The sequence below is a fragment of the Halothece sp. PCC 7418 genome, assembly GCF_000317635.1.
Classification (GTDB): domain Bacteria; phylum Cyanobacteriota; class Cyanobacteriia; order Cyanobacteriales; family Rubidibacteraceae; genus Halothece.
Genome location: NC_019779.1, coordinates 603,263 through 616,098 on the forward strand (window position 1 = coordinate 603,263; position 12,836 = coordinate 616,098).

Sequence of the window (12,836 nt, forward strand, 5' to 3'; positions counted from 1 at the left end):
CTTCCCACCCCCATCATTGAATTTAAACAAAACAGTGTCACTGATCTGCTGATTTCAGAAAAGTGGCACTGTTTTTTAACGCTCACTTAACGCTGCTAACACTACTTCATGAAGAGAACCATTGCTGACCACAATTCCGCGATTCTGGAACAGTTTTGTCCCCACGGAAAAGTCTAGAGGTTTGCCATACATATCGCTAGTGCGTCCCCCTGCTTCTTCAACAACGATCGCGCCTGCTGCATGATCCCAAATATTTTCACGGTAATCTGGTTTTTTCGGGGAAGGAAGCCGTAAATAAAGGGCAGCAGACCCAGAGGCAACTGCGCCGTATTTGGCTTGGCTATCAATGCGGAGAGAAGGGCTGGTAATCCCTGCCTTTTGCGCGATCGCGTTTTGTTGACTTTGATCGCCGTGGGCTGCTTCGACACTTTCCACAAAGCGCAAATGTTCTGTATCATCAGGAGAAGTCACCTTGATCGTATTCCAGTTGTCTTCACTCAACGGACGGACGCGAGTGCCTTCTCCCCGCACGGCAACAAACAATAATCCTGTTTGATTCAACGGTGGGGCAAGATCAAGGGCAAGGGCGGGACAGGCGAGAATGCCCACTTTCACTTCTCCCCCTTCTAAAAGGGCAAGCGCGATCGCGTACTGATCCCCTCGGAGAAAGCCTTTTGTCCCATCAATGGGGTCTAATGTCCAAAACCGTTCTGCGGGTTCGCCATTCCCGTGATCAATCCACTGCGCCACATCATCCGTGCTGGTCTTCGGAACTTCTTGCTTGACATATTCTGTAACTTGTGCTAACTGCTCTGACATTTCTGGAGAGCGCAGGGCTGTTGCATCTTCTTCTCCCACCACAGGGTCACTGGGGAAGGCTTCAGCTAAAGCACGACAAATAACAGCTTGTGAGCCAAAATCAGCGATTGTAACAGGAGAGCGGTCTTCTTTTTCGATCCGATCTGGCATATTTTCCCGCACCGCTTGGCATAACTTAGCAGCACTTAACGCTGCTTCAATTCCCACTGACACTTCTTTTTCGTATGCCATTGCTCTCCTCTTTTTTGCTGAAATACAATCACGTCTTAATCGCGCTCTCCCAAAAATACCATAGAACGGGCAGATCCTAAACAAACCTATTGGAACAGACTGGGATTCAAGCGACGGGGGGAACTTTGAGATTGAAGTTCTTCTCCAGTCCCGCCATCTGCTGGATCTAAGAAGGGACGGAGATTAATATTTTCATCGGTTTGACTCTGATTTCCGTTTAATAAATCTCTCAAACTGGAGTTATTGGTAAAGGTCGTTACCCCTCGGGTGGCGAGTCCTTGGTTAGCATCAGCGAGATTATCGAACACGCGATCGCGCGTTGCAATGGGGTCTTGTCCTCGGGGAACAGTAAACACAATCCGACAACTGGGATCAGCCTGAGTGGTAACACAAACCACATTTTCATTATTCATCATGCTAGTTTGTAGTTCTAACAATCCATCTGGACGATAGAGTTCTAACCGTTGACTAATTTCACGACAGCGTCTTTCTGCTGACCAGTTTCCTCCCATTTGCTGCGGAATTGCCCAAGGATAGCTTTCATTGGGCTGACTTTGGGGATTATACATCACTGTATATTGACCCTGATTATATTCGCAACTAAAGCGCTGATCGCTGGATGTGGGGGAAGGAGAAGAAGGGCTATTGACCACCACGTCTTCTTCTGGGGAAGGAGAAGAAGGACTATCGATGGGAATCGTATCAACAATCACTTCTGGAATATTTTCGGGGGCTTGACTCAAAATCGGAGGAAATGAGGCTTGATTTTCAGGAAAGTTACTATTAAGAAAAAGTGAGGATAAAGGCTTTGCCTGAACAGGAACATTAACACTACTTAAGGCAACAGCTAACGCAGATAAACTAAGGGTGAGAGAGCGTAACATCATTGTATTTTTCCTTGTCAGATCAAATGGGTCGCAGATTACACCTTCCTAAACAGAAGGAGCCTGCTGCGACCGTTGGTCAAGGTTGCTTTGTCCCTAAACTGATTAAGCAACACTCTACATCTTATGTCGTGTTTGAAGTTCTTTAGTTCCCAACAGTGACCCAAGGACACATAACAAAAATCAATTATTATTGATAATGCCAATACGGTCAGGGGGCCAAAAGCGAAAGACAGCGCGACCAATCACTTTCTTTTCCGGTAAAAAGCCCCAAACGTGAGAGTCATTACTGTTATTTCTATTATCCCCTAAAACAAACAGTTTATTGTCAGGAACGGTAAGGGGAGAAATTTGATAATTGGGCGGTTCTTTAATATAAGATTCACGAATTGGGTCACCATTAAGATAAACCTTGCCATTACGGACAGCAATGGTATCTTCTGCATCAGCAATCACTCTTTTAATAAAGGCTTGATCCGAATCGTAGCCAAAATTTTGTAATAATTCGGGTGGGTTAAAGACTACAATATCTCGAAAATTGGGGGAAGAAAAATAATAAGAAACTTTTTCCACAACAATGCGATCCCCAACTTCTAAAGTGGGAAACATCGAGTCTGAGGGAATATAACGGGGTTCAGCAATAAAAACTCGGATTAAAAATGCAACAATTAGCGCGATCGCGATCGCCTTTAAATTTTCCCAAACTTGTTGCCAAATTGATTCAGATTTTTCCACTATAATTTTAGTTACTTTGCGTCATTCAAAAAAGTTGCAACCACTTGACCCGTCAGTTGTTTGCCAAGCCAAGGGGTATTCGTACTCAGAGATTTTAAATTACTTTTGTTAACTGTCCAAGTTTTTTTCGGATCAAATAAAATGGCGTTTGTCGGTTCTCCCACCGCACAGCGCCAGGGGGGCTGTTTGAGACAAGCTCTCGGAGCAACACTCAACGCCTGCCACAATTCTAGTGCTGTCCATTCTTTGGTTTCAACAAAGTTTTGCCACAATAGCGGTAGTGCCAATTCTAAACCGATCGCGCCAGGTGGGGCTTCGGCAAAAGCAACAGTTTTTTCTTCGTAGGTGTAAGGAGTATGATCCACCGCAATCGCATCAATCACCCCTGCTTTCACGCCATCAATCAAAGCCATTTGATCCGCGCGATCGCCGAGAGGAGGACAGAGATTCAGATTCGGATCATAACTGGTAACCGCAGCCGTATTTAAAAGTAAGTGCATCCAAGTCGTGCTAGCGGTGATCGGAAACCCTCTCGCTTTTGCTGCTGCAATTAATTCCACACTGCGGGCGGTGGAGATCCGCATCAGATGCACAGGAGTTTCTGTTGCTGCGACTAATTCTAAAACCGCAGCGATCGCGCTGGTTTCCGAGACAGCAGGATCACCAGGTAAACCCGTTTGCATCGAAAGTTCTCCCTCGCGCATCACCCCATCATCACTGAGAGCGCGATCGCGCACCGATAACGCCACGGGGGTTCCCAAGGGTTGCACATATTCCAACCCCCGCCGTAATAAGCCTAAATGACACAAAGAAACGGTATCACTAAAACCAACAATTCCCGCCTCTGCTAACTCAGTTAACTCTGTCATTTGTGTCCCCTCACCCCCCAGGGTTAAACTTCCCCAGAGGGCAAAATTAGGCGCATCAGGAGGGGTTTCGCGCTGCAACCATTGGAGATGACCTGGACGATCTAAAGTGGGCTGTGTATCGGGTAGAATCCCCACCTGTGCAAACCCACCAGCGAGGGCTGCTTTAGCCAGAGAAGCCAGCGTTTCTCGATCTTCATTCCCTGGTTCACCACTATGACTATAAAGATCCACTAACCCAGGTGCTAAGATTAAGCCATCTGCTTCTCTCACTTGGGTTGATGACGGATAATCGGTCATTTCAGGCGCAACCTCTCGAATTTGATTATCCTCAATCAAGACATCAGCCACTTGTTCTGTATCTGAAGCTGGATCGAGGAGACGCACCTGTTGTAACAGTTGTATTAACGCTGAATTTTGATCTCCGCTGTCCATATCTTTCGTTGTAATACCCGTATGATTTGGCATTCTTCCCGTGTAATATGTTTTTTACCGTGAATCGCCTCCATAATTTCATCTCGTTCACGGCGAGAGAGTTCTCCATCCGCGATCGCCCGTTCTACCATAGCGCGTAATTGAGAAATTTCCATCCCTTGACCTCGATTATTCTGCTAAAAGAAAGTTTCTTACCTTACCAAATATACTGATAGTTTCCGTTTCTTTGCCATTAAAATCTTACATCAAAACAATGCAATTATAAAATTTATTACCCCAAAATGTTTAATTCAATACCTATTACCAGTTTGGTTTTATCTAGGATCGGCTATTAATAATCACCACCAATCCTCTCAACTTCTGATGACATCAATTCAAACCACAGATTTCCAACGTAACGACTTGGATCAAAATCCTCCTATTGATCATGACTCTCCACAAGATTTAACGAAGCAACAAGATACCCAAGAAGCAAATCATCAATTGCAAATCGATATCGCTATCATCAAGTTTGTTATTGGTGCAGTTATTTTTGATACAGTTTTCTTTTTAATCTTCTAATTTCAGGAAAATGTAACTATTTAGAGATTCCCATGCAATCCCAGCATACAAATGTGTATTTTTGTAACGAATCTAACAAAAATATAAAATTTTTATCTGTAAATTAGTGGAAATTCAAGGGTTAATTATAGAGATTAATTGAAAAGAGAAGAGGGTTTTACAGATGAAAGAATTTCCAGACATTACCAGCAAACTTTTGACAGCTAAAAAAGAAAAAGGAATGAGTTTTGCTGACATTGGAAAAGCAGTCGGACGAGATGAAGTTTGGATTGCTTCTGTTATTTATCGTCAAGCGAGTGCTGATAGTGAGGAAGCGAATAAAATTCTTTCTACTCTTGGTTTAGGAACTGAATTAGCAGACCATTTAACTGAACCGCCATTAAAAGGATCTTTAGAGCCTCAAATTCCAACTGATCCCTTAATCTATCGCTTGTATGAAATCATGCAAGTTTATGGAATGCCCGTCAAAAGCGTTGTTCATGAAAAGTTTGGTGATGGGATTATGAGTGCAATTGATTTCACGTTCAAGGTAGAAAAAGTAGAAGATCCCAAGGGCGATCGCGTAAAAATGATTATGGAAGGCAAGTTTTTACCTTATAAAAAGTGGTAAATTACACAACCATTTAATTCAGATTCAGTTCAGAAAAATGAAAATCAGGAGGATTTTTAAATGGATTACACGATACCTCGCGAAGTCATTAAAAAGATGGCACAAGCAGGGGACATAAAAGCTAGACTTTCCGTCAAGGATATGTTAATTCGTGGCTTTTATTCTGGATTATTATTAGGAATTGCAACTACTTTAGCGATGACAATCGCCGTTCAATCTGGGATTCCATTCGTAGCTGCTGTTATTTTTCCTTGGGGTTTTGTTCTTATTGTCCTTTTTGGAATGGAACTAGTTACTGGAAATTTTGCGTTAATGGCGACGGCTAAACTATCAGGACTAACCCGATGGGGATTGATTGTTAAAAATTGGCTTTGGGTTTACCTTGGTAATTTTTTAGGGTGTTTGGTTGCAGCCTTAGCAATTAGTTTTTCCCTAACCAACGCTTTTACAATCGAGCCCAATGAGGTAGCTCAGAAAATTATGTCAATTGCAGAAACCAGAACCATTGGTGTTAGTGAAATGGGAGCGAATGGTTTCTTGCTGATGATTGTACGAGGAATTATCTGTAATATATTAGTTTGCTTCGGAGTCATGCTGGGAATTGTTAGTCAATCTGTTCCTGGTAAAGTCCTCACTTGTTGGTGGCCAATTATGACATTTGTTGCACTAGGTATGGAACACATTGTTGTTAATATGTTCTTTCTTTTGACAGGATTCACCCTCGGTTCTCCCATTTCAGGAACAGAGATGGTCTTGTGGAATTTTTTACCAGTAACCATTGGTAATTTAATTGGTGGAGGGTTGTTTGTTGGCTGCCTATTTTATGCAACTTATAGTGAGACTCCCCAGCCCAAAGTTTCCTCTATTCACGCACCAGAACCAGAAGCAGTAGAAAAGTAATATTTCCCTTTGAAATCATGAGTGGAAGTTGAGGGCAGGGCTGTTTCATTCTATTTTTTGTTTGTTCGGTGATGTGATACCACTTTTAACCAAGAAAGACTACATTGTCGGGTTTGCCTTGCCCACCCGACCACTTCAGGTTGTTTCGGGAGATGGGGAGAAACAGTAATCCCTCAATTCAAACTTGATGACCGATTTCTGCGATCCGAGACTAATCTTGCAGTTTCAACATTATTAAGATGTAATAAGCGCATCAAAAACAGTAATTCGTATATTATGATACAGTTACCTGCTATGATTTCCCTTTCAATAAGTCTGAGAGACTGGTAATTATTATTGTTTTAGTAGAAAATCTGAGACAGACAAAATTGCAATGACTAGCACATTAAAATCCGATCAATCTAAAAATAAGTTTGAAAAATTCAAAGCAGAAAAAGACGGGCTGGCGGTTAAAGAAGAACTGGAACATTTTGCTAAAATCGGCTGGGAAGCAGTGGATAAAACTGACCTTGAACAGCGTCTCAAATGGCTAGGAATTTTTCATCGTCCTGTTACTCCTGGCAAGTTCATGTTGCGAATGCGAACCCCCAATGGTATTCTCAACAGCGGACAAATGCGAGTCCTTGCAGAAATTGTTCAGCGATATGGAGAGGATGGGAGTGCTGATATTACCGTTCGCCAAAATATTCAACTGCGAGGAGTGCGTTTAGAAGATATTCCTGATATTTTTTCTCGCATCCATGAAGCAGGAATGACTTCCATGCAGTCGGGAATGGATAATGTTCGTAATATTACAGGTTCACCTGTAGCGGGGTTAGATGCAGAAGAATTAATCGACACCCGAGAATTAGTGAAAAAAGTGCAAGATATGATTACTAATTCTGGGGAAGGAAACCCTGAGTTTACGAATTTACCGCGTAAGTTTAATATTGCGATTGAAGGGGGACGAGATAATTCTGTTCATGCAGAAATTAATGATATTGCGTTTGTCCCTGCTTATCGTGACGGCGAGTTAGGATTTAATGTTTTAGTGGGAGGCTTTTTCTCTTCTAAACGGTGTGAATCTGCAATTCCTTTAAATGTTTGGATTCCGCCAACAGAAAATTTTGTTGTTGGTATTTCCCGAGCGATTTTAGAAGTGTATCGCGATCGCGGTTTAAGAGCAAATCGTCAAAAGTCTCGCTTAATGTGGCTGATTGATGAATTAGGAATCGATCCGTTTCGTCAATTAGTTGAAGAAACATTTGGTCAAACCTTATTAACTGCACCTGCTGAAGATGTGATTGACTGGGAAAAGCGCGATCATATCGGGGTTCATCCGCAAAAACAAGCTGGGAAATTTTATGTGGGATTGAATGTTCCTGTGGGACGTTTAACCGCGGATGATTTATTTGATCTCGCCCGTTTAGCAGAAGTTTATGGGGGAAATGAAATCCGACTAACTGTTGAACAAAATGTGATTCTTCCTGATCTTGCAGAGGAACATTTAGAAACCTTTTTGAGCGAACCGCTATTAGAAAAGTTTAGCATTGAACCGGCACCATTAGCGCGATCGTTAGTGTCTTGTACGGGCGCACAATTCTGTAATTTCGCTTTAGTTGAAACCAAACAACAAGCCTTAGAAATTGCTCAACAATTGGAAGCAGAATTAAATATTCCCAATGGAGTAAGAATACACTGGACAGGATGTCCTAACTCTTGTGGTCAACCGCAAGTCGCAGACATTGGTTTAATGGGAACAAAAGCTCGTAAAAATGGAGAAATGGTCGAAGCAGTAGATTTGTTTATGGGAGGGAAAGTTGGAAAAAATGCAAAATTAGGAGAACGGGTTAAAAAAGGAATTCCCTGTGAAGATTTACCGCAAGTGTTACGAGAGATTTTAGTAGATGAATTTGGAGCAACATTGAAATAGCAATCCTACCCCCCGATTGGGTGGAAGTTGAGGGGGAGATAGGGGGAAAGGGAGATGGGGAGAAACAGTAATCCCTCAATTCAAACTTGATGAGCTACTAGGGGGGATTAATTTACAATTGATTTGGGATTGCTATATCGCGCCTCCCTCTCCGAAGTAGGGCGGGGTAGTTTACCCTAAACAGACAGTGAATTAACTGAACGCCAGTAAGATAAATCAACCGTACTATTATGAATCGTTAAAGCAATTTTCAGATTTTCTAGAGACTTGAAAAGCCAGTGAACATTATGTCGGGGTACATTTTCATAATGATTGTATAAAATGGCAAAGCGACTCATTAAATAGGGATTAATTTTATTAGAGAGCAACATAATTTTTAAGAGTAACCCAACCGTTTGCGTTGGTCCTAAATGTGTAATTAAATCGAGATAGAGATAGTGATCAATATTTTGACGACTTTCAACAACCAGAAATTTCAATAAGTTATTGGCAACTCGCAGCATTAGTTGTTCATTTGGCTTTTGCCGATCCCAATCCACTAAAGTATTTTTTAAGTAAGTTGAAAGCCGTTTCCTAAACTGTTTTTTGACATAGTCACCGTCTAAAGAATTAACTAAATATTCATATAAATCACGTTTGTAGATTTTAAAGGTATCTGCTTTGCTGCTATGAGTGATAAATCGTTTCGCTAAATCTTGATAGGTTGATGTCCCTTGAACGCCACTGATAAAGTGTTGGAGTGTTGAAATTAATTCGGGTTCTTTTAAGAGAGTTGGGTTAGGAATAGCAGTAATTGATTCTTGTGCTTTCTCCCAACAGTTATATCGTTTTGCTAACCGTGATAAGCGAACTTGATTAGTAATATAGTTGGCAAGAGAGGCTTCAAAATCCTGTTGTTGTTTAACTTGAAATTTTTTCAGAGTGCGTTTCGTTTCTGGATAGTTGTCTTGAGGGAGAATACAATCTTGAAATAAAAAAGGGTAACGTCCTAAGATAGCAGATAAGGGTTGAGATTTGTCTCTTTGAGTTTCCTCGTCAGTAATTAACAAAGTTCGCAAACGCTGCATTCTGAGAAAATAGTCACTTTTGCTAAATTCACTCACTTTTTCTCGAATCCGACGAGAAGCCATAGTTTGAGAACGAGCAAAAGGAGGAATTTCTTGAAAATTTTGGACTAAATCGCCAATGGCTTGTTGGGCTTCTGCATCTTGAGTGAGCCAGTAATTAATGGCAAGATAACAACAATAACTTACAAAAGAAGAAAAGTTCTTGTTTTTTTCCTCCTCTTTTACAATTTGTTCTAAAGCCTCTCGGATTTCTGGATCTTCATATCCAGTCGCTTGCACGAACAGACGATGATATCGCCCTAAAACTTCCTCTGGGGTCTCTTTTTGCACACAGGCTTTTAAGTGTTCGTAAATCTGTTCTTGCTTTTGCTGAGTTGATAAGGCTTGAGTTGGCATTTTTTGCTAAAAATGGTATGAAAATGGGAGAGCGTTAGAAAGCAATATTGAGCGAGATTACCCCCTCAAATCATAACCAAAACGTTTTAGTGTCTCTGGAATTACAATAAGTTTTCGGGAGTGATTCCGTAAATATAACTATGATTTTCAATTTAACTGTACCTATCTTAGCAAAAATTATTCAGCCTTTAAATCAAGTTCTCGGTGAGAATTGGAAAAGAAAAACTGTGATCGGGGTTAATACAGATACTCGTCATCTTCAAAGAGGGGAAGTCTTTGTTGCTTTGGTGGGCGAAAAATTTGACGGTCACCACTTTGTTGAAAAGGCGTTGCAAGCAGGGGCAAGTGCGTTAATTCTGAATCGGAATTTTTCAAGAGATCTACCTAGTGATGTTTCTCAATTTTATGTGGAAAATACGCTAGTGGCTTATCAACAAATCGCTCATTGGTGGCGGAAGCAATATCAAATTCCTGTTATTGGAATTACAGGATCAGTCGGGAAAACGACAACGAAAGAATTGATTGCTGGTGTGCTGTCTCAGTATGGGAAAGTTTTAAAAACAGAAGCCAATGAAAATAATGAAATTGGTGTGCCAAAAACGCTGCTGCGACTCAATTCAGATTATGATTATGCTGTGGTGGAAATGGCAATGAGAGCCCGAGGAGAAATTGCCGAACTGACTGAGATTGCTCAACCGACTATGGGTTTGATTACGAATGTGGGAACCGCCCATATTGGTCGTCTCGGATCGCGACAGGCGATCGCGCAGGCAAAATGTGAACTCCTTCAGCAAATGCCCGAAGATGCAACCGCAATTCTGAATCACGATAACACCCGCTTGATTAATACCGCAGCAACGGTTTGGCATGGCAAAACCCTCACCTATGGCTTAGAAGGCGGAGACTTACAAGGGCGGTTATTAGATTCCGAAACCCTAGCCGTAGCAGACTTCACTTTTCCCCTCCCCTTACCAGGGGTGCATAATGCGTCTAATTATCTCGCAGCCTTAGCAGTGGCGAAGACTCTCAATTTAGATTTAACACCGTTACAGCAGGGGATACAAGTGGCTTTACCAGGAGCGCGATCGCGCCGTTATACCCTAGACAATGATATTATTCTCCTCGATGAAACCTACAATGCAGGGGTCGAGTCGATGATGGCAGCGCTCCAACTGCTAAAAGACACCCCTGGCAACCGTCATATCGCCGTTTTAGGAACAATGAAAGAACTAGGAGAGCAATCCGAAGCCCTGCATCGCCAAGTGGGGGAAATGGTGGCAAAACTGGCATTAGATCATCTCTTAGTTTTGGTGGATGAACCCGAAACCGAAGCCATTGTCACTGGCGCAAAATCAGTGCCAAGCGAATGTTTTCAGGATAAAACTGCTTTAGTGGAACGGTTAAAAGAAATCATCACACCGCGCGATCGCGTTTTGTTCAAAGCCTCAAACTCTGTCGGGTTAAACGAAGTTTTAGACCAACTGCGGAACATGATTTGAGTTGAGATCGTTAAAATGGAACTCAGGTTAAGATTAGGCTAGAGCGCGATCGGCTTGCTCCTGCTTGTTTTAGGTTTGCCAACAGAGGATTTTCTATGACTAACGTTCCTGTTTCTCGTTTTCGTAACTTCTCCATCATTGCCCACATCGATCATGGTAAATCGACCTTGGCGGATCAACTTTTGCGGTGGACAGATACCGTGAAAGAACGAGAGATGAAAGAACAGTTCCTGGATAATATGGACTTGGAACGGGAACGGGGAATTACGATCAAGTTACAGGCAGCGCGGATGAACTACACCGCCAAAGACGGGGAAACCTACGTCCTCAACTTAATTGATACTCCAGGTCACGTTGATTTTTCTTATGAAGTTTCGCGGTCTTTAGTCGCTTGTGAAGGGGCGTTACTGGTCGTAGATGCCTCCCAAGGCGTAGAAGCGCAAACCTTAGCCAATATTTATCTTGCCCTAGAAGAAGACTTAGAAATTATCCCCGTCTTAAATAAAATTGACTTACCAGGCGCTGAACCAGAACGAGTGTTAGAAGAAATTGAAGAAGCGATTGGTTTAGACTGTAGCAATGCCATCATGGCTTCAGCGAAGATGGGGAAAGGGATCGATGAAATTTTAGAAGCAATTGTGCATCTGATTCCCCCACCGCAAGATACAACAGAAGATCCCTTACGCGCCCTCATTTTTGATAGTTATTATGACCTCTATCGCGGGGTCATCGTCTATTTCCGAGTCGTGGATGGTACGGTCAAAGTCGGTGATAAAATCCGTCTCATGGCATCGAAGAAAGAATACGAAATTGACGAAATCGGCATTCTTTCCCCAACAAAAGTTCCTGTAGAACAACTCCACGCCGGAGAAGTGGGATATCTCGCAGCCTCCATTAAAGCCGTCGAAGATGCCCGCGTCGGGGATACCATTACTCTTGCCAATCAACCCGCTTCCTCTCCCCTCCCCGGATATAAAGAAGCCAAACCCATGGTCTTCTGTGGCTTATTCCCCACCAGTACAGATGATTATGCTGACTTACGGGATGCGTTAGATAAGTTAAAACTGAATGATTCCGCACTGTCTTATGAACCCGAAACCTCAAGCGCAATGGGCTTTGGTTTTCGGTGCGGTTTCTTGGGCTTACTCCACATGGAAATTGTCCAAGAACGCTTGGAACGGGAGTATGACTTAGATTTAGTGGTTACTGCCCCCTCCGTAATTTACCGCGTGATGTTGAATGATGGGGAAATCATTGAAGTGGATAACCCTAGTCTGCTTCCCTCACCCCAAGAACGGGAAATGGTAGAAGAACCCTATATTCATCTTGAAATTATCACCCCAGAAGAATATGTGGGGGCGTTGATGGAACTCTGTCAGGCGCGACGGGGAGACTTCAAAGATATGAAATATTTTACTCCCACACGAACAACGTTGATTTATGAGTTACCGTTAGCGGAAGTAGTAACCGACTTTTTTGACCAAATGAAATCGCGATCGCGCGGTTATGCCAGTATGGAATATAACTTCCTCGGCTATCGGGCAAACGAGTTAGTGAAACTAGACATCATGGTGAATAATGAATCGGTGGATTCTCTTGCCATGATCGTCCATCGCGATAAAGCATACTCCGTCGGGAAATCCCTTGTCGAAAAACTGAAAGAACTAATTCCCCGTCAACAGTTCAAAATTCCCGTACAAGCAGGAATTGGCACCCGCATTATTGCCAGCGCCCATATTCCCCCCTTACGGAAAGATGTGTTAGCCAAATGCTACGGTGGTGACATTTCTCGTAAGAAGAAACTGCTGCAAAAGCAAGCAAAAGGGAAAAAGCGCATGAAAGCCATTGGAACCGTCGATGTGCCTCAAGAAGCCTTCATGGCAGTGCTGAAGCTCGAACAATAAGAGAAGCAATCGCCACG

General features: G+C 42.6%; 12 protein-coding genes. 6 read left to right on the plus strand and 6 right to left on the minus strand.

Annotated features, from left to right (window positions below; translation table 11 throughout):
* Nucleotides 1–75: 75 nt before the first annotated feature.
* The 5 genes from PCC7418_RS02770 to PCC7418_RS02790 all read right to left on the minus strand — a co-directional run bounded on the left by PCC7418_RS02770 (nucleotide 76) and on the right by PCC7418_RS02790 (nucleotide 4,125).
* The gene (locus PCC7418_RS02770; protein WP_015224656.1) at nucleotides 76–1,050 is read right to left on the minus strand and encodes a 3'(2'),5'-bisphosphate nucleotidase; all 975 of its coding nucleotides are present in this window, start codon (nucleotides 1,048–1,050) and stop codon (nucleotides 76–78) included.
* Between the two features lie 86 nt (nucleotides 1,051–1,136).
* On the minus strand, nucleotides 1,137–1,937 hold the full coding sequence (locus tag PCC7418_RS02775; protein ID WP_015224657.1) for a COP23 domain-containing protein: 801 nt from the start codon (nucleotides 1,935–1,937) through the stop codon (nucleotides 1,137–1,139).
* Nucleotides 1,938–2,117: 180 nt separating this feature from the next.
* Nucleotides 2,118–2,669 (minus strand): signal peptidase I, encoded by a 552-nt coding sequence (gene lepB, locus PCC7418_RS02780; protein ID WP_015224658.1) that lies wholly within the window; start codon nucleotides 2,667–2,669, stop codon nucleotides 2,118–2,120.
* A gap of 11 nt (nucleotides 2,670–2,680) precedes the next feature.
* Nucleotides 2,681–3,970 carry a dihydroorotase gene (locus PCC7418_RS02785; protein WP_015224659.1) on the minus strand — a complete coding sequence of 430 codons (1,290 nt, stop codon included), beginning with the start codon at nucleotides 3,968–3,970 and terminating at the stop codon, nucleotides 2,681–2,683.
* Nucleotides 3,940–4,125, minus strand: coding sequence for a hypothetical protein (locus PCC7418_RS02790; RefSeq protein WP_015224660.1), 186 nt, complete (start codon nucleotides 4,123–4,125; stop codon nucleotides 3,940–3,942). Before PCC7418_RS02790 ends, PCC7418_RS02785 begins: the two co-directional genes overlap by 31 nt.
* Nucleotides 4,126–4,333: 208 nt before the next feature.
* Here PCC7418_RS02790 and PCC7418_RS02795 point away from each other — a divergent pair, with 208 nt between their 5' ends.
* From PCC7418_RS02795 to PCC7418_RS02810, 4 genes are all read left to right on the plus strand, one after another.
* Nucleotides 4,334–4,531, plus strand: coding sequence for a hypothetical protein (locus tag PCC7418_RS02795; RefSeq protein WP_015224661.1), 198 nt, complete (start codon nucleotides 4,334–4,336; stop codon nucleotides 4,529–4,531).
* A 163-nt stretch (nucleotides 4,532–4,694) separates the two neighbouring features.
* A complete protein-coding gene (gene cynS / locus PCC7418_RS02800; protein WP_015224662.1) occupies nucleotides 4,695–5,141 on the plus strand; it encodes a cyanase in 447 nt (148 codons plus the stop codon).
* Between the two features lie 60 nt (nucleotides 5,142–5,201).
* Entirely contained in the window at nucleotides 5,202–6,041 is an 840-nt protein-coding gene (locus PCC7418_RS02805) for a formate/nitrite transporter family protein (RefSeq protein WP_015224663.1), read from the plus strand.
* 373 nt (nucleotides 6,042–6,414) lie between these two features.
* Nucleotides 6,415–7,953, plus strand: a complete 1,539-nt coding sequence (locus PCC7418_RS02810; protein WP_015224664.1) for a ferredoxin--nitrite reductase — start codon at nucleotides 6,415–6,417, stop codon at nucleotides 7,951–7,953.
* A gap of 176 nt (nucleotides 7,954–8,129) precedes the next feature.
* Here the strand turns inward: PCC7418_RS02810 and PCC7418_RS02815 are convergent, their stop codons facing one another.
* Nucleotides 8,130–9,416 (minus strand): hypothetical protein, encoded by a 1,287-nt coding sequence (locus tag PCC7418_RS02815; RefSeq protein ID WP_015224665.1) that lies wholly within the window; start codon nucleotides 9,414–9,416, stop codon nucleotides 8,130–8,132.
* A gap of 140 nt (nucleotides 9,417–9,556) precedes the next feature.
* Between PCC7418_RS02815 and murF the strand changes: the two genes are divergently transcribed.
* Nucleotides 9,557–10,915 (plus strand): UDP-N-acetylmuramoyl-tripeptide--D-alanyl-D-alanine ligase, encoded by a 1,359-nt coding sequence (gene murF, locus PCC7418_RS02820; RefSeq protein WP_015224666.1) that lies wholly within the window; start codon nucleotides 9,557–9,559, stop codon nucleotides 10,913–10,915.
* A 95-nt stretch (nucleotides 10,916–11,010) separates the two neighbouring features.
* Nucleotides 11,011–12,819 (plus strand): translation elongation factor 4, encoded by a 1,809-nt coding sequence (lepA, locus tag PCC7418_RS02825; RefSeq protein ID WP_015224667.1) that lies wholly within the window; start codon nucleotides 11,011–11,013, stop codon nucleotides 12,817–12,819.
* Nucleotides 12,820–12,836 lie beyond the last annotated feature (17 nt).

Coding starts and splice junctions, on each gene's coding strand:
- PCC7418_RS02770 (WP_015224656.1), bottom strand. CDS start 1,050: ATGGCATACGAAAAAGAAGTGTCAGTGGGAATTGAAGCAGCGTTAAGT.
- PCC7418_RS02775 (WP_015224657.1), bottom strand. CDS start 1,937: ATGATGTTACGCTCTCTCACCCTTAGTTTATCTGCGTTAGCTGTTGCC.
- PCC7418_RS02785 (WP_015224659.1), bottom strand. CDS start 3,970: ATGGACAGCGGAGATCAAAATTCAGCGTTAATACAACTGTTACAACAG.
- PCC7418_RS02790 (WP_015224660.1), bottom strand. CDS start 4,125: ATGGAAATTTCTCAATTACGCGCTATGGTAGAACGGGCGATCGCGGAT.
- PCC7418_RS02795 (WP_015224661.1), top strand. CDS start 4,334: ATGACATCAATTCAAACCACAGATTTCCAACGTAACGACTTGGATCAA.
- cynS (WP_015224662.1), top strand. CDS start 4,695: ATGAAAGAATTTCCAGACATTACCAGCAAACTTTTGACAGCTAAAAAA.
- PCC7418_RS02805 (WP_015224663.1), top strand. CDS start 5,202: ATGGATTACACGATACCTCGCGAAGTCATTAAAAAGATGGCACAAGCA.
- PCC7418_RS02810 (WP_015224664.1), top strand. CDS start 6,415: ATGACTAGCACATTAAAATCCGATCAATCTAAAAATAAGTTTGAAAAA.
- PCC7418_RS02815 (WP_015224665.1), bottom strand. CDS start 9,416: ATGCCAACTCAAGCCTTATCAACTCAGCAAAAGCAAGAACAGATTTAC.
- murF (WP_015224666.1), top strand. CDS start 9,557: ATGATTTTCAATTTAACTGTACCTATCTTAGCAAAAATTATTCAGCCT.
- lepA (WP_015224667.1), top strand. CDS start 11,011: ATGACTAACGTTCCTGTTTCTCGTTTTCGTAACTTCTCCATCATTGCC.